Annotated in this window: 21 protein-coding genes; 14 read left to right on the forward strand and 7 right to left on the reverse strand. The window is 53.7% G+C overall.

Annotation, left to right across the window (positions count from 1 at the left end; translation table 11 throughout):
* Positions 1-2: 2 nt before the first annotated feature.
* A complete protein-coding gene (hutH, locus tag AC3Y5R_RS06310) occupies positions 3-1,562 on the reverse strand; it encodes a histidine ammonia-lyase (protein WP_489920624.1) in 1,560 nt (519 codons plus the stop codon).
* A gap of 371 nt (positions 1,563-1,933) precedes the next feature.
* On the opposite strand from hutH, the gene hutC (AC3Y5R_RS06315) reads away from it, so the two are divergent.
* Positions 1,934-2,689 (forward strand): histidine utilization transcriptional repressor HutC, encoded by a 756-nt coding sequence (hutC, locus tag AC3Y5R_RS06315; protein WP_489920625.1) that lies wholly within the window; start codon positions 1,934-1,936, stop codon positions 2,687-2,689.
* Between the two features lie 71 nt (positions 2,690-2,760).
* Here the strand turns inward: hutC (AC3Y5R_RS06315) and AC3Y5R_RS06320 are convergent, their stop codons facing one another.
* Together AC3Y5R_RS06320 and AC3Y5R_RS06325 are read right to left on the reverse strand one after the other, a co-directional pair.
* Positions 2,761-3,315, reverse strand: coding sequence for a HutD/Ves family protein (locus AC3Y5R_RS06320; protein ID WP_489920626.1), 555 nt, complete (start codon positions 3,313-3,315; stop codon positions 2,761-2,763).
* Positions 3,312-4,667 (reverse strand): formimidoylglutamate deiminase, encoded by a 1,356-nt coding sequence (locus AC3Y5R_RS06325; RefSeq protein ID WP_489920782.1) that lies wholly within the window; start codon positions 4,665-4,667, stop codon positions 3,312-3,314. Before AC3Y5R_RS06325 ends, AC3Y5R_RS06320 begins: the two co-directional genes overlap by 4 nt.
* Positions 4,668-4,743: 76 nt before the next feature.
* Between AC3Y5R_RS06325 and hutI the strand changes: the two genes are divergently transcribed.
* Both hutI and hutG read left to right on the forward strand, forming a co-directional pair.
* Positions 4,744-5,964 carry an imidazolonepropionase gene (gene hutI / locus AC3Y5R_RS06330; protein ID WP_489920627.1) on the forward strand — a complete coding sequence of 407 codons (1,221 nt, stop codon included), beginning with the start codon at positions 4,744-4,746 and terminating at the stop codon, positions 5,962-5,964.
* A complete protein-coding gene (gene hutG / locus AC3Y5R_RS06335) occupies positions 5,961-6,740 on the forward strand; it encodes an N-formylglutamate deformylase (protein ID WP_489920628.1) in 780 nt (259 codons plus the stop codon). Before hutI ends, hutG begins: the two co-directional genes overlap by 4 nt.
* A gap of 95 nt (positions 6,741-6,835) precedes the next feature.
* Here the strand turns inward: hutG and AC3Y5R_RS06340 are convergent, their stop codons facing one another.
* Both AC3Y5R_RS06340 and hutC (AC3Y5R_RS06345) read right to left on the reverse strand, forming a co-directional pair.
* Complete coding sequence (locus tag AC3Y5R_RS06340; protein WP_489920629.1) at positions 6,836-7,357, reverse strand: 5' nucleotidase, NT5C type; 522 nt, start codon at positions 7,355-7,357, stop codon at positions 6,836-6,838.
* A gap of 72 nt (positions 7,358-7,429) precedes the next feature.
* Positions 7,430-8,185 (reverse strand): histidine utilization transcriptional repressor HutC, encoded by a 756-nt coding sequence (gene hutC, locus AC3Y5R_RS06345; RefSeq protein ID WP_489920630.1) that lies wholly within the window; start codon positions 8,183-8,185, stop codon positions 7,430-7,432.
* Positions 8,186-8,635: 450 nt separating this feature from the next.
* On the opposite strand from hutC (AC3Y5R_RS06345), the gene AC3Y5R_RS06350 reads away from it, so the two are divergent.
* From AC3Y5R_RS06350 to AC3Y5R_RS06370, 5 genes are read left to right on the forward strand one after another with little or no spacing between them, the layout of a single operon-like run.
* The gene (locus AC3Y5R_RS06350) at positions 8,636-9,493 is read left to right on the forward strand and encodes a transporter substrate-binding domain-containing protein (RefSeq protein ID WP_489920631.1); all 858 of its coding nucleotides are present in this window, start codon (positions 8,636-8,638) and stop codon (positions 9,491-9,493) included.
* A gap of 16 nt (positions 9,494-9,509) precedes the next feature.
* Positions 9,510-10,226, forward strand: a complete 717-nt coding sequence (locus AC3Y5R_RS06355; RefSeq protein ID WP_158783205.1) for an ABC transporter permease — start codon at positions 9,510-9,512, stop codon at positions 10,224-10,226.
* An 11-nt stretch (positions 10,227-10,237) separates the two neighbouring features.
* Positions 10,238-10,981: an ABC transporter permease gene (locus tag AC3Y5R_RS06360; protein WP_489920632.1), complete on the forward strand. Its 744-nt coding sequence runs from the start codon at positions 10,238-10,240 to the stop codon at positions 10,979-10,981.
* Positions 10,974-11,756: an ABC transporter ATP-binding protein gene (locus AC3Y5R_RS06365; RefSeq protein WP_489920633.1), complete on the forward strand. Its 783-nt coding sequence runs from the start codon at positions 10,974-10,976 to the stop codon at positions 11,754-11,756. Before AC3Y5R_RS06360 ends, AC3Y5R_RS06365 begins: the two co-directional genes overlap by 8 nt.
* Position 11,757: 1 nt before the next feature.
* Positions 11,758-13,323 (forward strand): HAL/PAL/TAL family ammonia-lyase, encoded by a 1,566-nt coding sequence (locus tag AC3Y5R_RS06370; protein ID WP_489920634.1) that lies wholly within the window; start codon positions 11,758-11,760, stop codon positions 13,321-13,323.
* Here AC3Y5R_RS06370 and AC3Y5R_RS06375 read toward each other — a convergent pair.
* Complete coding sequence (locus AC3Y5R_RS06375; RefSeq protein WP_489920635.1) at positions 13,271-13,903, reverse strand: flavin reductase family protein; 633 nt, start codon at positions 13,901-13,903, stop codon at positions 13,271-13,273. The genes AC3Y5R_RS06370 and AC3Y5R_RS06375 overlap by 53 nt on opposite strands.
* Positions 13,904-14,028: 125 nt before the next feature.
* On the opposite strand from AC3Y5R_RS06375, the gene rlmF reads away from it, so the two are divergent.
* Entirely contained in the window at positions 14,029-14,961 is a 933-nt protein-coding gene (gene rlmF, locus AC3Y5R_RS06380) for a 23S rRNA (adenine(1618)-N(6))-methyltransferase RlmF (RefSeq protein WP_489920636.1), read from the forward strand.
* Here the strand turns inward: rlmF and ybiO are convergent.
* Positions 14,958-17,183: a mechanosensitive channel protein gene (gene ybiO / locus AC3Y5R_RS06385; RefSeq protein ID WP_489920637.1), complete on the reverse strand. Its 2,226-nt coding sequence runs from the start codon at positions 17,181-17,183 to the stop codon at positions 14,958-14,960. The genes rlmF and ybiO overlap by 4 nt on opposite strands.
* Before the next feature lie 465 nt (positions 17,184-17,648).
* On the opposite strand from ybiO, the gene AC3Y5R_RS06390 reads away from it, so the two are divergent.
* Genes AC3Y5R_RS06390 through AC3Y5R_RS06410 form a run of 5 tightly spaced genes read left to right on the forward strand, consistent with a single transcriptional unit; the run spans position 17,649 to position 21,682 of the window.
* A complete protein-coding gene (locus AC3Y5R_RS06390; RefSeq protein WP_489920638.1) occupies positions 17,649-18,899 on the forward strand; it encodes a beta-ketoacyl-[acyl-carrier-protein] synthase family protein in 1,251 nt (416 codons plus the stop codon).
* Positions 18,900-18,902: 3 nt separating this feature from the next.
* A complete protein-coding gene (locus AC3Y5R_RS06395) occupies positions 18,903-19,700 on the forward strand; it encodes a hotdog family protein (RefSeq protein WP_489920639.1) in 798 nt (265 codons plus the stop codon).
* A 25-nt stretch (positions 19,701-19,725) separates the two neighbouring features.
* Positions 19,726-19,926: a hypothetical protein gene (locus AC3Y5R_RS06400; RefSeq protein ID WP_489920640.1), complete on the forward strand. Its 201-nt coding sequence runs from the start codon at positions 19,726-19,728 to the stop codon at positions 19,924-19,926.
* Between the two features lie 32 nt (positions 19,927-19,958).
* Positions 19,959-20,531, forward strand: a complete 573-nt coding sequence (locus AC3Y5R_RS06405; RefSeq protein ID WP_489920641.1) for a hypothetical protein — start codon at positions 19,959-19,961, stop codon at positions 20,529-20,531.
* Positions 20,528-21,682 carry a hypothetical protein gene (locus AC3Y5R_RS06410; protein ID WP_489920642.1) on the forward strand — a complete coding sequence of 385 codons (1,155 nt, stop codon included), beginning with the start codon at positions 20,528-20,530 and terminating at the stop codon, positions 21,680-21,682. Before AC3Y5R_RS06405 ends, AC3Y5R_RS06410 begins: the two co-directional genes overlap by 4 nt.
* Positions 21,683-21,717 lie beyond the last annotated feature (35 nt).

The raw sequence follows: 21,717 nt of genomic DNA on the forward strand, positions 1-21,717 counted from the left end.
CCTTAACTTTTCGGGGAGCTTAGGGCATGGCTTGGGAGAAGAGCTGCGACGGGCGCTGGCCAGCTGTCGTTGCTTGCCCATAACCGCATCTGTTCAATATCGGGTGCCATCAGGCGATCTTTGTCGAGGAAGGCCACGCGCTGACGCAGGGCTGCCAGCTCGCTCTCCATCAGGTCCGAGCTTTGCAGCGGGCGGTGAAACTCAATGCCCTGGGCTGCGGCCATCGCTTCAATGCCGACCACTACGGCGGTGTTAAAGCACATCGCTCCAAGGCGACGGGCCGCATAGGTCGCCATCGACACGTGATCTTCCTGATTGGCAGAGGTGGGCAGGCTGTCCACGCTGCCAGGATGGGCCAGCGATTTGTTCTCGGACGCCAGTGCGGCCGCGGTGACCTGGGCGATCATAAAGCCGGAGTTCACGCCGCCATCGTTTACCAGAAACGGCGGCAGGCCGGAAAGGCCCGTATCGAGCAGCAATGCCATCCGGCGTTCTGAGATCGCACCAATTTCGGCCACGGCCAGCGCGATAATGTCGGCCGCGAAGGCGACCGGCTCGGCATGGAAGTTACCGCCGGAAATCACATCGCCGGTCTCGCTGAACACCAGCGGGTTATCAGACGCGGCGTTTGCCTCAATTTGTAACACGCGCGCGGCATGGGTGAGATTATCCAGGCAGGCTCCCATCACTTGCGGCACGCAGCGGATGGAGTAAGGATCCTGCACGCGCCCGCAATTGGCATGGGAGTGCAGAATGTCGCTGCCGTCAAGCAAAGCGGTGACGGCTGCCGCAACGGCAATCTGTCCGTGCTGGCCGCGCGCTTGATGAATACGGCTGTCGAACGGTTTGATTGAACCTTTGATCGCTTCCAGTGACAGCGCTCCGGCAACCAGCCCGGCGGCAAACACTTTTTCACCTTCAAACAGGCCGCGCAGTGCCAACGCCGTGGATACCTGGGTGCCATTCAGCAGCGCCAGACCTTCTTTTGGTCCGAGAACAAAAGGTTGCAGACCGGCCAGCTTCAGCCCGTCAACCGCAGGGATCAGTTCTCCTTCCACGCGCACTTTGCCTTCGCCAAGAAGCATCAGGGAGAGATGGGCGAGCGGAGCCAGGTCGCCCGATGCGCCAACCGATCCTTTCTCCGGAATACAGGGCATGACGCCCGCATTGAACAACGCGAGCAGACCGTCGATCAGTTCAATACGTACGCCAGAGTGGCCGCGAGCCAGGCTGATGATCTTGGTCGCCATGATCATCCTTACCACATTATCTGGCAGCAGGTCGCCAATCCCCACGCTGTGCGACAGCACCAGGTTGCGCTGCAATTCCGCCAGGCGCTGAGCGGGGATAGACGTCTGCGCCAGCTTGCCAAATCCGGTGTTGATGCCATAGGTGACCTTGCCTTCGCTGACGATGGCCTCCACCGTTTCACGTGCCTTGAGCACGCTGGCACGGGCCCTCGGATCCAGCGAAAGCTGAAGGCCGCCGTGATAAATGCGTTTCAGCGTTGCCAGCTCAACCTTTCCGGGGGTCAGCTGACAGGAATGCGGGGTGACTGACATGGTATACTCCTGTATAGACAAGTTCGTATGCTGTGATCCCTTTTTCAGGGTAGCCCGGGCAGATTGTCACGGGCACTTAACAGGTCACGTTCTGCAGTGAAGCAGATGTGTATAGTCTTGTCTATACAATTAGCAATGCTTGTGCCAGTTCGATCACAAAACTTTTGCCATCGTGCCAGGCAGCGCGACAGGCCCGCTGTGCTGATTTTTCTGGCGGTAAGTGCTTTACAGGAGGTGGCTGGCGTTCAGGCAAAATGCGCCATTATGAGGCGGTTTGCCCCGATCCTGTGCAATGAGTGCCCCGCAGATGTATATACATTTAGCAAGGTAGTCAGTAAACTGGCGCAATTATTTTAAGGAAGGAAACAGTTATGGCCGGGCAGACTGCCATTTCACAACTTTCAGCCGCCATGAGCGACCAGCCTGCGCCGATTTATCAGCGCGTGAAGCAGGCGATTGTCAGCCAGATAGCTGAAGGGGTGTGGAAGCCAAATCAACGTGTCCCCTCAGAGAGCGAGCTGGTCAACGAGCTGGGCGTAAGCCGCATGACCATTAACCGCGCGCTGCGGGAGCTGACCAGCGAAGGCTACCTGATCCGCATGCAGGGGGTCGGGACTTTTGTGGCAGAGTCGAAAGGCTACACCGCCATGCTGGAAGTGCATAACATCGCGGAAGAGATTGCCCAGCGTGGGCATCGTCACAGCTGCAAAGTGATTGAACTGCGCGAGATTAAAGCCGATCCGGAGCAGGCTTCTCTGCTGGGAATAACCAGTGGCGGCCCGGCGTTTCACTCGGTGATTGTGCATTATGAAAACGAACTTCCGGTGCAGCTGGAAGATCGTCTTGTCAATCCGCAGGTTGCGCCTGACTATCTGCAGCAGGATTACCACAGCCAGACGCCGTATACCTATCTGATGCGCGTGGCACCGCTGACGGCGGGCGAGCATATTGTGGAAGCTGTGCTGCCGGATCGCCAGCAGTGCAAATTGCTCTCTCTTGAGTCTGACGAGCCGTGCCTGCTGATCCGCCGTCAGACCTGGAGCGAGGCGAAGATCGTCACCTGCGCGCGCCTGTTGTATCCGGGTTCAAGATACAAGCTGTTAGGCAAGTTTAAAGGCCACGGCTGAGCAGCGGGGCGAATGGATTCGGCCCTGGGGATGCTCCTTTATCCCGCACGGGCCTCCGCCACAAGACAGGTTTACTCAGCCCGCGGAGCGATCTCAGCGACGAGGAGCAGGGCCTCCGCGCTGGTGGGATCAAGCGATTTCCCCTGGCTTTCCCACCACACCCCCTGGCCTGGCCCGATCGCAAGATCGCCAGTCACCCACTCTCCGGCCAGCACGTAAACGACCCCGGCAGCAGCGGGGGCGGGCGAAAATGCTTCGCTGGTCACGCGGACATCTGCCTGATGGGTGGCACGGCGCGTCATTACGTTGAAGTCGCTGCTGGCGCCGCCAGTCAGTCTGCAGTGAATCTGATCTTCACCGGCGAAGGCGAACGGCTGATTTGGCTGCAGAAGCTGGCTGTAGCTTTCCGCAGCGTTCAGCTGCACGCCATTCCCTGAAAGCAGGGTGATTACCCGATCCACACCCGGAAAAAGGGAGAAGGCACCGTCGGTGGCAATAGTGGCGATGCTGATCCGCCAGCTGAACGTCTGCTCACCAGGCGGAAAACTGATGATTTCCCGGGTTTCGCCGCCACCGTTACGCCAGCGGCTGACTGGCAATGTCTGGCTGTCGTAAAACTGGATCATTGCAGTGCCTCAATTACTTCACGCAGCGCTGCATCGATCTCCTGCTGCTGCGCATGTTTGCCCTGACGGATAACCTGTTTACCTGCCACGAACACATCCTGAATTTGCCCGCGATGACCGGCAAACAGCCAGCGGTTGAGCAGGGCGTTGTCGGCGGTGCTGCCGAGCAAAGCATCATCTGCCAGCACCAGCCAGTCAGCACGATAGCCCACCGCCAGGCGGCCCATCTTCACGCCGCAGGCCTGCGCGCCACCTTCCAGCGCCTGGCGGTAAAGCAGGTCGCCCACCGAGTTCTGTTCGCCGCTGACAATGCGGTTACGGCGACGATCGCGCAGTCGCTGTCCGTATTCCAGCCAGCGCAGCTCCTCCACCACGTCCAGCGACACATGACTGTCCGAGCCAATGCCCCAGCGCCCGCCCCAGGCGATATACTCTGTTGCCGGGAAGATGCCGTCGCCCAGATTCGCTTCGGTGGTCGGGCAAAGTCCGGCCACGGCCTGGCTGGTTGCGAGGCGGGATATTTCACTGTCATCAAGATGGGTGGCATGGATCAGACACCAGCGGGCGTCGACCTCAAAGCGGTTAAGCAACCAGCTCACCGGCCGTTCACCGCTCCAGGTCAGGCTGTCGTTGACCTCTTTCTGCTGCTCGGCAACGTGGATGTGTATCGGCAGATCGCTTGCGCTGGCGGCCAGCACTTCGCGCATCTGTTCTTCGCTGACTGCACGCAACGAGTGGAAGCATAATCCGCGATTATGCAGCGGCTTATCCGAAATCAGTTCCTGCAGACGCTGGTGTTGCTGCAGATAGCTTTTGGTGTCCTGAATAAATCGCTTCTGGCCTGCCTGCGGGGGTTGAGCACCAAACCCGGCGTAGCTGTACAGCACCGGTAACAGAGTCTGACCAATACCGGCTTGTTCAGCCGCAGCAACCAGATGGCCCAGCATTACGTCGTCGGCATAAGGCTGGCCGTCGGTGTCATGATGCAGGTAGTGGAACTCCGCCACCTGGGTATAGCCACCTTTCAGCATCTCCACATAAAGCTGGCGGGCAATGGTTCCGACCTGTTCCGGAGAGAGCCGCTGCACCATGCGGTACATCAGATCGCGCCACGTCCAGAAGCTGTCCTGCGGATCCCCCGCCACTTCGGTCAGCCCGGCCATCACGCGCTGGAAGGCATGCGAGTGAAGATTCGCCATCCCCGGCAGCACCGCGCCATTCAGGCGTTGCGCATCACCGGCGATGGCATCAGGGGTCAGGCTGCTGATATTTCCAGCGGCATCAACTTCAATCAGTACATCGTGTTGCCAGCGGTCCCCGAGCAGGACGCGCGGCGCAAAATAGCGAGCCATCATGGTTGCTTCCCGGGCAATGTAGTTGTATATACATATACATACTTATGAATCAACAGTAAAGCCGGGAGAAAAGATGAGCGGAGAACTACGCTGTGACCACCTGTGGTACGGGGCTGACATTGTCACCATGCAGGAGGGAAAGTATAGCATCATCAAAAACGGCGCGATCGCAGTGAATCAGGACAAGATCGTGTGGATAGGGCCCTGGCAGGAAGCGAAGCAGATCAAGGCCGATATCCACACCAAATTCGAAGGCGGTATCATCACGCCCGGGCTGGTCGACTGCCATACGCACCTGGTGTTTGGCGGCGACCGCAGCCATGAGTTTGAACAACGTCTGAACGGTGTCAGCTACAGCGAGATTGCGGCGCAGGGCGGTGGCATCATTTCCACCGTCAGCGCTACCCGCAAAGCCACGCTGGAGCAACTGGTGGCAAGTGCGGGCTGGCGGCTGGAAAGATTGCTGGCAGAAGGTGTTACTACCGTTGAAATCAAGTCCGGTTATGGTCTGGATAAGGCCAGTGAGTTGCGCATGTTGCAGGCCATCCGCCAACTGGCGAAGCAGGTTCCGGCGCAGGTGCTCTCTACCTGCCTGGCCGCGCACGCCACGCCGCCGGAGTATAAAGACGATCCGGATGGCTGGATCACACTGATCTGTGAAGAGCTGTTGCCGCAGGTGGCGAAAGAGAAGCTGGCCGACGCGGTGGATGCTTTCTGTGAACATCTGGCGTTCTCACCGGCCCAGGTCTCGCGGGTGTTTGAAGCGGCTCAGCGTCTGGGACTGCCGGTTAAACTGCATGCGGAGCAGCTCTCTTCACTGGGCGGCGGCGCGCTGGCGGCGAAATTCAAAGCGCTCTCTGCCGACCACCTTGAATACGCTACCGAAAGTGATGTGGCAGCGATGGCCGAAAGCGGCACCGTCGCGGTATTACTGCCGGGAGCGTTTTATCTGCTGCGTGAAAAACAGGTGCCACCGGTTGAACTGTTCCGTAAATACAAGGTACCGATGGCGCTGGCCAGCGACGCTAATCCTGGCACTTCTCCCGCGCTTTCCCTGCGTCTGATGCTGAATATGGGCTGTACGTTGTTTGGCATGACGCCGGAAGAAGCGCTGGCAGGCGTCACGATCCATGGCGCGCAGGCATTAGGTCTGGGTGAGAGCCAGGGATCGCTGGAAGCCGGCAAATTTGCTGACTTTGTTCACTGGCCGCTACAGCGACCGGCGGAACTGGTCTACTGGCTTGGCGGGCAGCTGCCCTGCCAGGTAATATTCAGAGGAGAGGCAATTCGATGAAACCGTTTGAGTTTACCCAGGGGACGCTGCCGCTGCTGTTCAGCGCCCCGCATGCCGGAACCGCACTGACGCCAGAAGTGGAAAAGGGGCTGAGCGGGGAAGCGAAAGGCCTGCCGGATACCGACTGGCATATTCCACAGCTGTATGATTTTGTCCGTGAGATGGGTGCCAGCGTGCTGGTGGCAAACTATTCCCGCTTTGTGATTGACCTGAACCGTCCACCGGATAACGAAGCGCTCTACACCACGGCGACCACTGGGCTCTATCCCGAAACGCTGTTTGACGGCACGCCGACCTTTAAGCCAGGCATGACGCCAACAGACGCTCAGCGTCAGGGCTACCTGGAGACCATCTGGACGCCGTATCACGATAAAATTCAGCAGGAGCTGGCGAGAATTAAACAGCAGTTTGGCTACGCGCTGCTGTTTGATGCTCATTCGATTGCTTCGGTGATCCCACGCCTGTTTGACGGCAAGCTTCCTGACCTGAATCTGGGTACCAATGGCGGACTGAGTTGCACTCCTTCAATCACTGAAAAACTGACCGATCTCTGTGCCGCGCAGTCAGACTTCAGCTGGGTGATGAACGGGCGCTTTAAGGGTGGCTATATCACCCGCGCCTATGGCAAACCGCAGGAAGATCAGCATGCGGTGCAGCTGGAGCTGGCACAGGTGAATTATATGGATGAAACGCCGCCGTTTAACTGGCGGGGAGACAGGGCGGCCAGCCTGCAGCCGCTGTTGAAAAAAATTATCGAAACCATTCTGCAGCGCTGATCGCAATCCTCAGGTGAAGAGGCCTGGCTGAACAGGCATCAGGCCTCATTTCTTACCGCTTTGACTCCGCGCTGCCTTTCAGTGAAACGGCCTGTCTATAGCAGTAACATCTCAATTTCCAGCCAGTTTTTCACCCGTCGATAACCGGTCACATTCATGTTATGTGGTGCGCTGTAAAGAATGCCTTCCCCACGAAAATGCGCAAAGTTGATGGCATTGTCGTCAATCATGTAGTCAGCGTTGATGATCCCTTTATTGCCGCAGAACACGATATTGCTGGGTTTAATCGCCGGGAAGTGGGCCTTCAGCCAGCTGAATTTCGCGTTAAATGAGGTCGGAACTTCCATTGCCGCCGTGGTGATAAACACCTCATATTTCTTGCTCAGTTCTTCAATAACCCGCTGACTGTCGGCGATCACTGCCAGATCGCCAAAGAAATCCGGATCGCTGACCAGCGTCATGATCTGCTGCAGCATTTCTGGCTTTTCGTGACGCAGGCTGAACAGGTTCAGATCGTCGTTGCCCAGATCCAGTGCAAAGTGGCGGTTAAAGGTCTCGACCATTTTCGGGTGGAAGTCCGCGATGACTTCATCCATATCGATGGCAATTCTTTTCATTTATCGCTCCATGATTGAGGGGAAAGGAGGGACATGATAACAAATAAAAGGCTGAGCTTTGTGGAATCAGGCTCAGGATGAACTCTGAAAGCGGCCAAACATTTTGTAGCGGGCGCCGGGGTAGAGCAGGCGGGCGCAGGTGACAACCGACTGCTGATGCCAGGTACGGCGCTGGATCTGCAGGCACGGTTCGCCAGCGCTAATTTGCAGCAGCTGGCGCTCTTCTTCGCTGGTGCTGACCGCTTCCACTACATGCTCACCCGCCGTCAGTGGGGCCACTCTGGTCAGCCAGGCGTGCGGGGTCAGTTTGGTGAAATCCTGTTGCAGATAGTCAGGCGCAATCAGCGGATTAACCTGGCGATCTTCCAGCTGTACCGGCACCTGATTATCAAAATGGATAATACGCGAGTGGAATAACGTCGCACCCGGCGGCAGCCCCAGCGCTCTGGCATCGTTTACTCCGGCCCGCTCAGCACGCAGGAACAGCACTTCGCTGGCATGACGGTGGCCACGACTGGCAATCTCGTCCGCGATATTATGGACTTCCAGCATCGGCGTGAAGGCTTTCATCTCCGCCACGAAGGTGCCCACGCCCTGCAGACGCAACAAAAATCCTTCGCTGGTCAGTTCCCGCAGTGCGCGGTTAATGGTCATTCTGCTGACGCCGAGTTCGCTGACCAGCTCGCTTTCGGACGGTACTCGCTGAAGGGGCTGCCACTGTCCGGAGCGGATCAGAGTCACGATCCCCTGTTTGACCTGTTGATAGAGCGGGGCAGGTTCATGACTGAGCGAAGCGATGGTTTCCGTAAGCGTTTTATAGTCTGACACTGCTGTCACCTTTTGCAGGGATTAAGAGGGGAGTACCGTGATTCAGGGGGCTGTATCTGTTTATACAATAACGGTATTTTCGGGAGTTTTGGTGCATTTTTTCTGACCTGTTTTAGTGCGCAACGCCTCTTCATGGTGCAACTTAACGCAAATTCTCTGACGGCTTGCTGACGAAAACGGGCTGAAAACGTCCTCTCTGTCCGCTTATTCATTCCCCTGAAAACAGTGGCACAACATTTGCTCTGGTTGTATGTACAAGACATAACAACCTGGCGCTACAATCCATTAACATAGAGTGCGTCACAGTTTTGTCTTGCGCTGCGGGAATTGTCAGATATTTAGTTGTATATACATGACATAACTACTCAGCTCTTGCCGTCCCTGACGGTCCGTCATTCATTCGGTCTGCTGCCATCGGGCAACCGGCCTTCACCCCTCCAGGAGCGTTAGATGAAACATCTGTTATTTCGCCGGGTTCTGGCTACCACCCTTGTGACTTCCGCACTGCTCTGCGCGCTGCCTTCCCAGGCGAAAGAGTGGAAATCCATCACCATCGCCACCGAGGGGAGCTACGAGCCGTGGAACATAACGCTGCCGGGCGGCAAACTCAGCGGGTTTGAGCCGGAGCTGATGACCAACCTTTGTGAACGCATGAAAATCAGCTGCAAGCTGGTGGTGCAGAACTGGGACGGGATGATCGCCGGGATGCAGGCCGGTAAATACGATGTGATCATGGACGCCATTGTGATCACGCCGGAGCGCCGCCAGGTGATCGACTTCACCGTGCCTTATGCAGCCACGCCTGCCAGCTTTATCACCACGAAGGACGGGAATGTCCTGCCGAAAGGGACCGGAGCAGATAACATCGTCAGGCTGCATGACGACCCGAAAGAGATTGAGCCGGCAATTGCCAGCCTGAAGGCGGCGCTGAAAGGCAAAACCATCGGTATTGCTTCCGGTACGGTCTACACGCCATTTATCGACAAATACTTTAAAGACGTGGCGACAGTGCGCGAATACAACGCTTCTGCCGATGCAATCCTTGATCTCCAGGCCGAGCGTATTGACGCAGTATTTGATGACGTGACTTTTGCCAATTCCATTCTCAGTAAACCGGAAAACAAAGATCTGCAACTGTCCGGTCCGCAACTGGGCGGCCCGATCTGGGGTGAGGGCGAAGCGCTGGGGATCCGCAAGTCTGATGGCGATCTGAAAGCGAAGCTGGATGAAGCGATCAAAGCCGCGCTGGCCGATGGCACGGTGAAAAAACTAAGCGAGAAATGGTTTAAAACTAACGTAACACCGTAAGCGGGGAACAGTGAAAATGGCCATTCCTGGGTTTGGTGAAAATGGCTGGGGATTTCTGATCCTCAGCGCCGCAATGACCACGCTGCTGCTGTCGCTGGCGGCGATGGCGGTCGGGGCCGTGGTGGGAAGCGGCGTGGCCGCAGCCAAGCTGTCGCCACGCAGACCAGTTCGCTGGCTGGGTGATGGCTACTCGGTGATTTTCCGCGGTATTCCGGAGCTGCTGATCATCTATCTGTTTTATTTCGGCGGCTCAGGTCTGATTACCCAGATTGGTCAGTTGTTCGGTGCGGACGGCTTTATCGAAGTACCGCCTTTCCTGATTGGCGCGCTGGCGATTGGGCTGATCTCCGGCTCCTATCAGGCTGAAGTGTTTCGCGCTGGCAGGCTGGCACTGAACAGCGGAGAGATCGAGGCCGCCCAGGCGATCGGTATGCCGAAGTGGCGTATTCTGCAGCGCATTATTCTGCCGCAGGTGGTGCGCTACGCGCTCCCTGGTCTGGCAAATGTCTGGCAGATGAGCCTGAAAGACTCGGCGCTTATTTCGGTCACCGGCATTGTTGAACTGATGCGCGCCAGTCAGGTGGCGGCTGGTTCAACCCGGCAATATTTCACCTTCTACCTGATTGGCGGCACCTGCTATCTGGTGCTGACGGTGCTCTCTAATACCGCGTTTAAACGGGCTGAAAAACGCCTCGGACGCGCGCATCAAAGCCGCACTGCGGCGCACAGCTAAAGGAGCAGCCGATGATTGATTTTCCGTTTCTGAGCGAAACCTTCCTCAGGCTTGCCGCCGCGCTGCCGGTGACGCTGGGATTGTTCTTTGCTTCCTTTGTGCTGGGCGGCGTGCTGGCGATGGGGATCCTTGCCCTGCGTATGAGCCGTAACCGGATCCTTAGCGGCTTTGCCCACTTCTATATCCTGGTGTTTCGCGGCTCGCCGCTGATGATCCAGCTGTTCCTGATCTACTACGGGTTGGGGCAGTTTGAAGTGATCCGCCACAGTTTTGTCTGGCCGGTGCTGCGTGAGCCGTTCTTCTGTGCGGTGGTGGCTCTGGCACTTTGTACCGCATCCTATACGGCGGAGATTTTTCGTGGTGGCCTGCTGGCCATCCCTGGCGGACAAATAGAAGCGGGGATGGCTTGTGGCATGTCGCGCTGGTTGCTGCTGCGCCGGATTATTGTGCCAGTAATGCTGCGTTACGCCTTACCGGCCTATTCCACCGAGGCGATCCTGCTGGTGAAATCCACCGCGCTGGCAAGCCTGGTGACGGTGTGGGATGTGACCGGGGTCGCCCAGCAGATTATTCAGCGTACCTACCGCACGATGGAAGTGTTCGTCTGCGCCGCGCTGATTTACCTGATCCTGAATTTTATTATCGTGCAGATTTATGCCTGGGTTGAGCGCCGCCTTTCGCCGCAGCTGCGGCCGGTTGAGACCGCGCCGTCCCTGCCTGTTCCCCCTGTGATTGCCGGAGAGAAAAATGAGTGATTCCGCCCCTGTAACGCTCTCGATGAGTGACATTCGCAAGTCTTTTGGCTCGCTGGAGGTGCTAAAGGGCATTTCGCTGGAGGCCTGTAAAGGTGACGTGATCTCCATTCTGGGGGCCAGTGGTTCGGGTAAGAGTACCTTTCTGCGCTGCATTAACCTGCTGGAGACACCGGATTCAGGCATGGTAAGCGTTGCCGGTGAAACTATCGAGATGAAACGCCATGCGCGGGGGCACCAGTTGGCAGCCAATCACAAACAGGTGGAGACGCTGCGCTCGCGGCTGGGAATGGTATTCCAGAGCTTCAACCTGTGGTCGCATATGACCGTCTTGCAGAACGTGATTGAGGGGCCGCTTTACGTGCTGAAGCGCAACCGGAAAGAGTGCATTGAGCAGGCTGAACAGATCCTGAACCGGGTGGGATTACTGAACCGCAAAGATTTCTTTCCTTCGCAGCTTTCCGGCGGCCAGCAGCAGCGAGTGGCGATTGCCCGTGCACTGGCGATGGAGCCGGAAGTGATGCTGTTTGATGAGCCGACTTCCGCGCTGGACCCGGAGCTGGTGGGGGATGTACTCAAGGTGATGCGCAGCCTGGCGGAAGAGGGAAGAACCATGCTGGTGGTGACACATGAGATGGGTTTTGCCCGAACGGTATCGAACCGCGTGGTGTTTATGCACCAGGGGATGATTGACTGTGAAGGTGCGCCGGAGGAGATGTTTGGTGACAGCGGCTCGCCACGCTTCCAGCAGTTCATTTCCAGCCACCGGGCCAGCTGAGATGACAGATAAAGAACAGATAGTCTGGGGCGATGCTCGTCTGCGCTGGCAGGATGTGGTGCGGGTGGCAAAAACGGGCACTCAGTTGCAGCTCAGTGAGGGTGCCTGGCAGCGCATTCATGCCGCGCGGGAGATCGTCAGGCTTATTGTGGCGGAAGGGCAGATTGCCTACGGCATCAATACCGGGCTGGGCGCGTTGTGCAATATCACTCTGGCAGAAGATCAGCTCAGCCAGCTGTCGCGCAATACGTTAATGAGCCATGCCTGCGGCGTTGGGCCTGCGCTGGATAATGTCCAGGCTCGCGCCATTATCTGCGCGGCAGTGGCAAATTACAGCCACGGCAAGTCTGGCATATCTCCGCAGGTGGTGAAAAGTTTGCTGGCGCTGCTGAATCACGGCATCACGCCGCAAATCCCTGCGCAGGGATCGGTAGGATATCTGACTCATATGGCCCATGTCGGGCTGGCGCTGATTGGTATCGGCAACGTCAGCTATCGCGGAGAGCGTGTTCCGGCTGCCGTGGCGCTGGAGTCTGAAGGGTTGCAGCCCTGTCCGTTAGGTGCAAAGGACGGTCTGAGCCTGGTGAACGGCACGCCCTGTATGACCGGGCTCTCCTGCCTGGCGCTGGGTGAAGCCAGCCAGCTGCTGGCGTGGGCAGACGTAACCGGCGCGATGAGTTTTGAAGCGTTGCGCGGCCAGATGGATGCCTTCGATGCAGAGATCCTCGCCCTGAAGGGCAGCGCGAGCGTGCAGACAGTGGGTGAAAGGCTGCGGCATTTGCTGAACGGCAGCGAGATTATTGCGCAGAGTAAAGGCGTGCGAACGCAGGATGCGCTGAGTTTGCGTTCAATGCCACAGATCCATGGAGCCTGCCGCGATCAGTTCGGGCACGCCGAGAAGCTGATCGAAACCGAGCTCAACGCCGCAACGGATAATCCGCTGGTGCTGGGCACGGTGGATAACTGGCGGGTGGTTTCGCAGGCGAATCCGCATGGTGAATCAGTGGCGATGGCGGCTGACGTGCTGGCCATTGCGCTGGCTGAGATCGGCAGCGTGGCGGAGCGCCGTCTCGACAGGCTTATCAACCCACTGGTCAGCGGGCTTCCGGCGTTTCTGGTGGCGCAGCCGGGGGTGAACTCCGGCATGATGATCGCCCAGTACGTGGCGGCTTCGCTCTGCGGTGAAAACCGGCAGCTGGCCCAGCCCGCGGTACTGGACAACTACGTGACCTCCGGGCTGCAGGAAGATCATCTGAGTATGGGAACCAGTGCGGCGCTGAAGTTGCTGAAGCTGGCGGAAAATACTTATCAGATCCTCGCGATTGAGTATTTACTCGCGGCTCAGGCGCTGGACTTCCATGACGCAGATAAGGCGGGAAGCGGAACACGTGAAGCCTGGGCATTGCTGCGTGCGCAGGTGGCAACCTGGCAGGAAGATCGCTGGCTGGCCCCGGAGATTGAGAAAGCCGCAGGGATAATCAAGACGCAACACCTGCACCCGGAGCCACTACTGACTAAATCTTCCGTGCATCCGGCCGGATCAAATCAAACCGCAACTCATCGCTGATAGCATAATAAGCGCTTGGGCCGCCCGCGCGCAAAATCGGGTTGGCTCTGGCCGTCTGGTAAATGCCCTCTTCCAGCAGTGCCTGGTCGATATGGATCGCTACTGCTTCGCCCAGCACCAGCCACTGGTCGATCTTGCCGCCATCTGCTCCCTGCAACTGAATTAACTGAGTCAGCTTGCATTCGAAGTTTACCGGGCTTTCCGCCACCATACTGACGTTAACCTGCGTGCCGGGCAGGGCGGTCAGCCCCGTCAGGGTAAATTCATCTTCACCGTGCGGTACCGAAGCAGAACTCTCATTCATTGCTACTGCCAGCTCGCGCGTGGCCAGATTCCAGACGAATTCTCCGGTCTCAGCAATATTGGCCACGCTGTCTTTCCAGCCCTGACTGGAAAAACCAATGATCGGAGGCTGATAATTGAAGCAGTTAAAGAAGCTGTACGGTGCCAGATTGCGCTCGCCTCTGGCACTCTGCGAGCTAATCCAGCCTATCGGCCGGGGACCAACGATCGCATTCAGTGGGTCATGTGGCAGACCGTGGCCCAGACGGGGTTGATAAGAGTGGCGGGAACGTGTCATCAGAACTCCTTAAAATTCGCAGAATTACCCTATAGTAGCTGGTCTGCAAGGGGAAAAAAGGCGGCAATTGTTTACGATCTTTACCACAGAAGGTATCTTACGCGCCTCAGACAAGAGAGCCGAATATGAAAAATACCGCCGAAAAAACTCAGCTTCATCCCCGCAACCGCCATCGTGGCCGTTATGACTTTCCCGCGCTTATTGCCAGCCATCCGCCTCTGGCGGAGTTTGTGGCTGTGAATCAGTACGGCGATGAGTCGGTCGACTTTGCCGATCCTGCGGCGGTCAGAATGCTGAACCAGGCGCTGCTGCACCATTTTTACCAGATTGAACACTGGACTATTCCGGATGGCTTTCTCTGCCCGCCTGTGCCCGGCCGCGCCGACTATGTTCACCATCTGGCGGATTTGCTGGCGGAAGATAATAAGTCCGTGGTGCCGCGCAATATCAACGTGCTGGACATCGGATGTGGCGCAAACTGCATCTATCCGCTGATCGGCAATCGCGAATACGACTGGCGCTTTACCGGCAGCGAAATCAATGAAGAGGCTATGCGTTCTGCCAACGCTATCATTGCGGCTAACCCCAGCCTGAACCGTGGCGTTCGTTTGCGCAGGCAGAAAGATCATCAGGCGATTTTCAGCGGCATCATCCATAAAAACGAACAGTATCATGCAGTAATCTGTAACCCACCGTTCCATGCCTCAGCCAGTGAGGCGCAGCAGGGCAGCCAGCGAAAAGTGCGCAACCTCGGGCTGGCAAAAAGCTCGCCGCTTAACTTTGGCGGTCAGCGGGATGAGCTGTGGTGCGAAGGCGGTGAAAAAGCCTTTATCGCCCGGATCATCGACGAAAGCGTGATGTTTTCCCGCCAGTGCATCTGGTTCACTTCGCTGGTCTCCCGCAAGGAAAACCTGCCGGACATCTGGCGCGCGCTGGAGCAGGCCGGAGCCGTTGCCGTACGCACTGTTGAAATGGCCCAGGGTCAGAAGCAGAGTCGCTTTATCGCCTGGACCTTTATGGAAAAACCGGTGCGTGAACGCCAGATGTCCCGCGTTTAATCGGGCGCAGGCAGCGACTGGAAGCTGGCAGCACCGTCGATTTCGGTGCCGGTCTGCATCACCTGAACCGTCTGATGCGGGGCCTTGATCCCTGCAGCATCAAAGTGCTTCTTCACCATATTGTCCAGGGCGAAACGCACGGTCCACTGCTTCAGTGGCTGGGTGGTGAAGGAGACCCGCACGGTAAAGCCCTGGTTAGTCAAGCCGACCAGCCCGGCAAAAGATGGCTCGCCAATCACCATTCCACGAATATCCTTATCCTGCATCAGCTCCTCAACGGCCGCCTGCAGAGTGGCATTTACCCGCTCGCTGTCCTCACGCCTGTCAACATCATAGTTGGCGACAAACGAACCGATACCTCGCACGAAGTTGGCGAAGGTGGTAATCGATGACCATGGAATAATATGGTAAGCGCCGGTGTCCTGGCGGACGCCAACCGAACGGATCGACATCCGCTCCACCGTGCCGGTAATGGTGCCAATTGTGACCAGGTCGCCGGTATTCATACCGTTCTCAAACTGGATGAAGATACCGGTGATAATATCTTTCACCAGGGTCTGTGAACCGAATGACACAGCCAGACCCAGTGCCCCGGCACCGGCCAGCAGCGGCGCGATATTCACCCCAATTTCCGACAGCAAAATCATGATGGTGATGGTGCTGATCACCACCGCCAGCGCGTTACGGAACAGTGTCAGCAGCGTGCGGGTTCTGGCGCTGGGCATTGGCCTGCCGTGCGAGTCGGAAGCCAGGCGGCTTTCAATCAGGCTGGCAAGCAGCGTCCAGCCCACTGCCGAGAAGAACAGGATCATCACGATACGGATAATCACATCGACCATCTTCACGCCTGCGCCCACCGTCAGCCAGTGCCACAGGTCAAACAGGTTCCACGCATTGAGCAGCAGCAGGCTGACGGCAAACACGGTCAGCGTTCTTGCCAGTTTCAGCATCACCGAAATCCAGCCATTAACCCGCTGCTGCAGCTCAGGATAGTTACGGCGCAGGTCGGGGGACAGGATGATGGTCTTGGAAATCCAGCGGGTCAGAATGCCGGAGATCAGCGCACCAATGCCGATAATTGCCAGCGTGCGAACAGAGGCGGACATCATAAACTTAAGGCTGTCGCCGGGGTTGAACATTGAGAACAGGAACAGCGCGATAAAATAGGCGCTGGCCAGCCAGTGCCAAATCAAGGCAAAAGCGCGGATAAACAGCGAAAAGAAGGTCATTGAACGATCGGCGACACGGTTCAGTTCGATCTGAATGTTGTGGCGATTGTGGAAGATCAGATACAGCGCCCAGAGGGTGATCAGCCCCATCAGCACCACGTTGACCAGCGCAGCCACCTGCACATTCACCTGGTTGGAGACAATCGGCACAATCACCAGCAGCCCGTAGCCAATCACGCCGCTCAGCCAGCTCAGACGGGTATTCCAGTAGGCGGCGCGATCGTCCGGCAAATGGAAAAAGCGCAGCTGTGGAAAACGCGGGCTGAACATCAGCCGCAGGATGGCTTTGAAAAATTCGATCAGCGCAAAAGCATTCAGGAACAACCCCTGCTGATAGGCGATGGTGCGGCTGCCGGCATTCAGGGAATCACTCAGGATCTGCCCGACGAACAGCGCCAGACCGAGCAGCAGCAGGTCGATAATAAACGCGCCGAGGATCACCGAAGGCAGGTGCAGCCAGTTAGTCCGGTCGCTGTTTTTCTGCCGTCCCCACTGACCCATCCGGCGATAAATTGGACTCATTGCCCAACTGATCAGCCAGTAGAAGGCAAACAGCGCGATAGCGAGCATCGCGAAGTGGCTGAGTGCGTTGAAAAAGGTATTTTGATTGAAAGGTTTATGCGGGGCATCAGCGATGTTGCGCTGAAGTTTCTCCACCCGGGTGAGAAACTCCCCGCCAAAATGACGGCTGACATCGGTCACGCTTTCCAGCACCGTTTTATCTTCATCCTCACCGGGTGGCGTCAGCACTGGCGCTTTGGTGGTTGAGGGGCTTTCGGAGGCGGAGCGTAGCTGATCGATTAACTCCTGGCGAGACTGATCGTTTTGCAGAATATTCGCCAGTGCGGCGTAGGCGGCTTTTTTCTCTTCAACGCTGGGTTCACCACTCTGGGTGGAGGTTGCGGCAGACTGTGACTGCGAAGCGGCCACTGCAGCGGCAGGAAGCGATACTGCCTGGCTTTGTTCGGCAAAAATCAAAAAAAACGTAAACATTAGCCACCGTAAGGCGAAACGCCAGGGTGGAAGGGTTCCCAACATCATATTCTCCCATTGCGGCGCAAAGTCAGCGTCGACCAGAAAGTATAGTCTGCTAAGTGTAAGTGGAAGGTAAAGAGGGCTTTTTTTAGACCAGGAATATATAAAACTGAAAGAGATAACGCAGGATTTATTGTTGCAGATATCTTTCAAAGTATCAGACATTTCAGATGTATTTAGCATTGCGACTCATTAACTTATCAATAATTACTCAGGAGAGGCTATTTTTTGAGAGTGCATTTGAACAGGATGAAGATATGCTGTGAAATATAGGATTAATAATGATTTTAATAGGAAGAGTAATTGATAGTGTAAAGCCTTTAAAAGGGATATTTACTTTCTGATAAAGTACTGTCCGGTGACGAGGTTTTTATATGGGAGCGAATTGGCAAAGTATAAAATTAACATTTCCAGGTGAAAAAAATGGGTAAAAAAAGAGTAGTAATAACCGGAATGGGCGCCATCAATGCAGGTGGCGAAACTGTGGATGCATGCTGGGAAAGTATAACGAAAAAAAAATTGTTTTTTTCTCCTGTTGAATTTGAAAACAAAAATATAACGGCCCGTTTTTTTTCATTCCTGGAAAAAAATGAAAATCGGTACAGACTGCTACCAAAGGTGCTGACACACTATTTACCTGAATGTGGAAAATTAGCTCTGGAAAGCTGCAGGCAAGCAGTTGCTCAGGCTTTTGGTACTGAAGGTAAGCCGACAGATTATTACGATAATTTTGAATGCGGTGTCATTCTGGGGAGTGGATGGGGTGGTTTAGATTCAGCAAATGATTTTTCCGCTCAATTTGCTAAAACAGGTATGACCCATCCCAAAAGTAATTTGATCACGATGGCTGGTTCAATGACGGCGGCCTGCGCCATGATGTATGAGCTGAAAGGTTATCAGAATACTATCATGGCTGCCTGTGCTACCGGGTCGATGGCTATTGGGGATGCCTTTGAAATTATCCGATCAGGACGTGCAACGTGCATGCTTGCGGGAGGTGCCGAGTCATTAAGAACGGCATTCAGTATATGGAGTATTGATATACTGAAAGCCTTATCTAAAGAAACGATGAATCATGATAAAGCATCCTGCCCATTCAGTCTGGATCGTTCCGGCTTTGTGCTGGCTGAAGGCAGCGCCGTGGTTTGCCTGGAAGAGTATGACTCGGCCGTTGCCCGCGGTGCTACAATTTTGGCTGAAGTGAAAAGTTATGCGCAGTATGGCGATGGCATGAATATTACGCGCCCTGCCGAAGATATGGCCTCTCTTATTAATACGATAAAAATGGCTGTTGATCGTTCCGGTTTTTCTGTCATGGACGTGGATTATATTAATGCACATGGTACATCTACCCAGTTGAATGATTTATATGAAACCAGAGCGATCAAAAGTGTATTTGGAAAGCAGGCTTTTGAAGTCCCTGTCTCCAGCACAAAATCTTACACGGGACATCTGGTTGGCGCGGCCGGAAGTTTTGAAACGATAGTCTGTGTAAAAGCTATTAATGATAATATGCTGCCTGCTACCCTCAATCTACATCGGTCAGATCCTGAGTGTGATCTTAATTATCTACCGAATGAACATCTTACAGGTATATCACCCAGTGTTGCATTGAATATTAGCGCAGGATTTGGTGGGCAAAATGCTGCGCTCGTTATTGCTAAGGTGGGGTGATTTATGCTCAGGTTTAATCAGAAAGATATTGTCAACTGGTCATCTTTTTCCGGAGACAATAATCCCATGCATTACAGTAATATCGAATATGAAAATCCCGTTCAGGGAATGCTTATTTTTGTTGTTATTATGAGGGGGTTGTTAGCCACTGAATCTCACAATGTGAAGACAGTTACGGGGATTGAAATGCAGTTCCGCAAACATGTTTATACCGAAAAGGAACACTTTCTTACATTTGATGCTGGAAAGGGGAAGCTAAAGATGAGTGATCTCCAGGGACTGGATATTGTCACGGGATGTCTTAGCTTTGGTGAAGGAGCTTTACTTTCGCAATACCAAAGGAAGGAGCAGGTTGCTGAAAAACTGATTATTACCCGTGCTGAAATAAATAGCTATTATACGAAGTTCCACTCGATGATTAATAAAGAACATGACTGTCGTACTTTTATCTGTGCGTTAGCATTTCGAAAAATTATTCACTGCAGCACTTTTCTTAATTTTTTAAACTTCCATTTTCCCAGCCTGGATGATTATCTGAGAGAAACTCATACACTGCAAGTCAGTCAGTCTGCATCCTGGTTAACTGAGCCTTCTGTATGGTACAGGGTGATGAATGATCCAGGAAACGTTACGGTTTTTTTATCGGTATGCCAGCCTGTTAATGGAGAAGGCCGAAAATATGTCAGGTTATTTAATTATAATTGTTATTTGGATGAGGTGTTAATTCTGCAATGTAGAACAACAGTGATTACTAAATATTTAAAAGAGGAGTGGGGTGATGATCGGTCAGGAGATTTTTGAATCGATAAAAATGAGAATATTATCCATGAAAGATATTGATTCTGAGAGTGTATCGATGGATTCTTCATTTTCATTTTTGAGTTTTGATAGTCTGGATTATGTAGAAATACAGGTTTTTATTCTCGATTCTTATCGTGTCAGTATCAGCGATGAACTTTTCGCTCATCATGAAATTGCCACCTTAGAACAGCTGGTAAAATATGTAACATCTAATATCAACCAATAAGTTAACGACAACTCAAACACCAAGAGGTTAATATGAATATATTAGACCAGGGGCATGCCTGTGCCCTTTATAAAGATTCCCATGGTTCGGGATGGATTGGACGACTCAGTTATTTTCTAAGAGGAAAGGAATTTCTTCCTTTTATCGTGGGTGAGGAAAGGCTCATTCTTGAGTTTGTTATGCCAGAGCATCTCTTGAATAGTGAAAAGACACCAAAATATTATTTTATTGATGATGGTAATCATTTTCTTATGAGAAGAGATTATCGTGAAATTAATATTTATAAATTGAGTAAAAATAATTATATGGGAATGATGCGAGGGGATGAATTGGCATTTCCGTCTTCGGAAGCTGGGCCTCTGTTTATCTCAACGATTAGGAACGCACTTTGCCATTATGTTTCCAAAAATCCATCCACAACGCAATTCATTTTCCAGGCTGAAGGAATGTACGGTAATTTTATATCCAGTGCACTGACGAATCGTGAAGATGAAATTGGAAGTAAGTATCGAATTAACACTATTCCTGAACTGATAGCACCTTATTATGGTTTTGAACTGGATATTCTTTCTTTAACAAATGATTATGGTAAGGAGGCGATATGATTAGCAATGCGAGTGGTATCTCTAATGTACGGGTAGTTTCTTTTACTATTGAAGAAATAAACGATCGTTTTTATGCGAACGACAGACATCAATGTCAAATTCGTATCTCTGTACTTAAGCAGGGAAGAGACAGCAGTGGTCAGATGGTCAAAGTTCCATTGAGTACCCGTGAGAAATTTTCACTCCGGCCGGTTGCTTTTTCATCATCTCTGGATGTTAATAATCTTTGGTTACCTGGTGGCTGGACTTATACCAATACTCGTAATATTTACGATCTTGGAACGATTACTTCTTCGCTGTTGCAGCCAGCAGCACGCTGGATGCCAGCCGATCCCGTTTCTGAATTAGAAGGGGAGCACAGCGGAGTAACTGAAAATCAGCATGAAGAGCTCCAGGGGCTTTGCATGGAATGTCTGGTGAGCGAAAAATCATCATCTGAAATTCAGATAACCGGGATGGCAGAACCCTATAACACCAATATCGTGCCGGATACCTTTGACTTTTATATCAGCAGTTCAGCGACAGGTACGCAGCAATTGATGGCGACTATGCAATTTGATGTTATGAACGATCTGGGTCTGCTGATAAATACAATGACGCTGACAACGAACATGTCAGATAGTAACAACAATATTTTTAACAGTTCAATTCGTCTGACCGCGATTCAACCAGTCATTATTAATAGTATTTCACCGGTACTAAGAACAATACAGAATCGTCAGGAAGATATGAACAAGTGGGATGTACATCATCAAACGATAACGCTGTATACTTGGCAGTTACCTTATAATCTTCGATCAGTATCTCGAACTTTAGGTAACACTACGCGGCGATTTTATAATCTTGGCAATACTCATGAGAGCAATAGGTTTCTGACAAGAGGAAGGTTTTATGCTCAGGGAAGATCTAATGTGAATGCCCGGGATAATATGGGGGGCGGTTGCGTCTGGGATTTCGGCTATAGCGTAGATGTTTCGGATCGGCAAATTTGTGCTGATGTTCTACAGGTTACTGGATGTTCATGGTCGACTTCGATGCACAGTGGTACGCATGATATGACAATGATTGATAACTTTGGAACGGAACATCGCTTCAGAGTTTCGCCGATGGATACGGGTAAAACGTTAACTTTACATCGTATAGGTAATTAAAAATCTCAATATGAACATGGAAGCCATTGTCACCA

The organism is Erwinia sp. 009765445, assembly GCF_058137865.1.

Excerpts from the sequence above, each read along its gene's own strand:
- hutH (WP_489920624.1), bottom strand. The coding sequence starts at position 1,562 with ATGTCAGTCACCCCGCATTCCTGTCAGCTGACCCCCGGAAAGGTTGAG.
- hutC (WP_489920625.1), top strand. The coding sequence starts at position 1,934 with ATGGCCGGGCAGACTGCCATTTCACAACTTTCAGCCGCCATGAGCGAC.
- AC3Y5R_RS06320 (WP_489920626.1), bottom strand. The coding sequence starts at position 3,315 with ATGATCCAGTTTTACGACAGCCAGACATTGCCAGTCAGCCGCTGGCGT.
- AC3Y5R_RS06325 (WP_489920782.1), bottom strand. The coding sequence starts at position 4,667 with ATGGCTCGCTATTTTGCGCCGCGCGTCCTGCTCGGGGACCGCTGGCAA.
- hutI (WP_489920627.1), top strand. The coding sequence starts at position 4,744 with ATGAGCGGAGAACTACGCTGTGACCACCTGTGGTACGGGGCTGACATT.
- hutG (WP_489920628.1), top strand. The coding sequence starts at position 5,961 with ATGAAACCGTTTGAGTTTACCCAGGGGACGCTGCCGCTGCTGTTCAGC.
- AC3Y5R_RS06340 (WP_489920629.1), bottom strand. The coding sequence starts at position 7,357 with ATGAAAAGAATTGCCATCGATATGGATGAAGTCATCGCGGACTTCCAC.
- AC3Y5R_RS06350 (WP_489920631.1), top strand. The coding sequence starts at position 8,636 with ATGAAACATCTGTTATTTCGCCGGGTTCTGGCTACCACCCTTGTGACT.
- AC3Y5R_RS06355 (WP_158783205.1), top strand. The coding sequence starts at position 9,510 with ATGGCCATTCCTGGGTTTGGTGAAAATGGCTGGGGATTTCTGATCCTC.
- AC3Y5R_RS06360 (WP_489920632.1), top strand. The coding sequence starts at position 10,238 with ATGATTGATTTTCCGTTTCTGAGCGAAACCTTCCTCAGGCTTGCCGCC.
- AC3Y5R_RS06365 (WP_489920633.1), top strand. The coding sequence starts at position 10,974 with ATGAGTGATTCCGCCCCTGTAACGCTCTCGATGAGTGACATTCGCAAG.
- AC3Y5R_RS06370 (WP_489920634.1), top strand. The coding sequence starts at position 11,758 with ATGACAGATAAAGAACAGATAGTCTGGGGCGATGCTCGTCTGCGCTGG.
- AC3Y5R_RS06375 (WP_489920635.1), bottom strand. The coding sequence starts at position 13,903 with ATGACACGTTCCCGCCACTCTTATCAACCCCGTCTGGGCCACGGTCTG.
- rlmF (WP_489920636.1), top strand. The coding sequence starts at position 14,029 with ATGAAAAATACCGCCGAAAAAACTCAGCTTCATCCCCGCAACCGCCAT.
- ybiO (WP_489920637.1), bottom strand. The coding sequence starts at position 17,183 with ATGTTTACGTTTTTTTTGATTTTTGCCGAACAAAGCCAGGCAGTATCG.
- AC3Y5R_RS06390 (WP_489920638.1), top strand. The coding sequence starts at position 17,649 with ATGGGTAAAAAAAGAGTAGTAATAACCGGAATGGGCGCCATCAATGCA.
- AC3Y5R_RS06395 (WP_489920639.1), top strand. The coding sequence starts at position 18,903 with ATGCTCAGGTTTAATCAGAAAGATATTGTCAACTGGTCATCTTTTTCC.
- AC3Y5R_RS06400 (WP_489920640.1), top strand. The coding sequence starts at position 19,726 with ATGAAAGATATTGATTCTGAGAGTGTATCGATGGATTCTTCATTTTCA.
- AC3Y5R_RS06405 (WP_489920641.1), top strand. The coding sequence starts at position 19,959 with ATGAATATATTAGACCAGGGGCATGCCTGTGCCCTTTATAAAGATTCC.
- AC3Y5R_RS06410 (WP_489920642.1), top strand. The coding sequence starts at position 20,528 with ATGATTAGCAATGCGAGTGGTATCTCTAATGTACGGGTAGTTTCTTTT.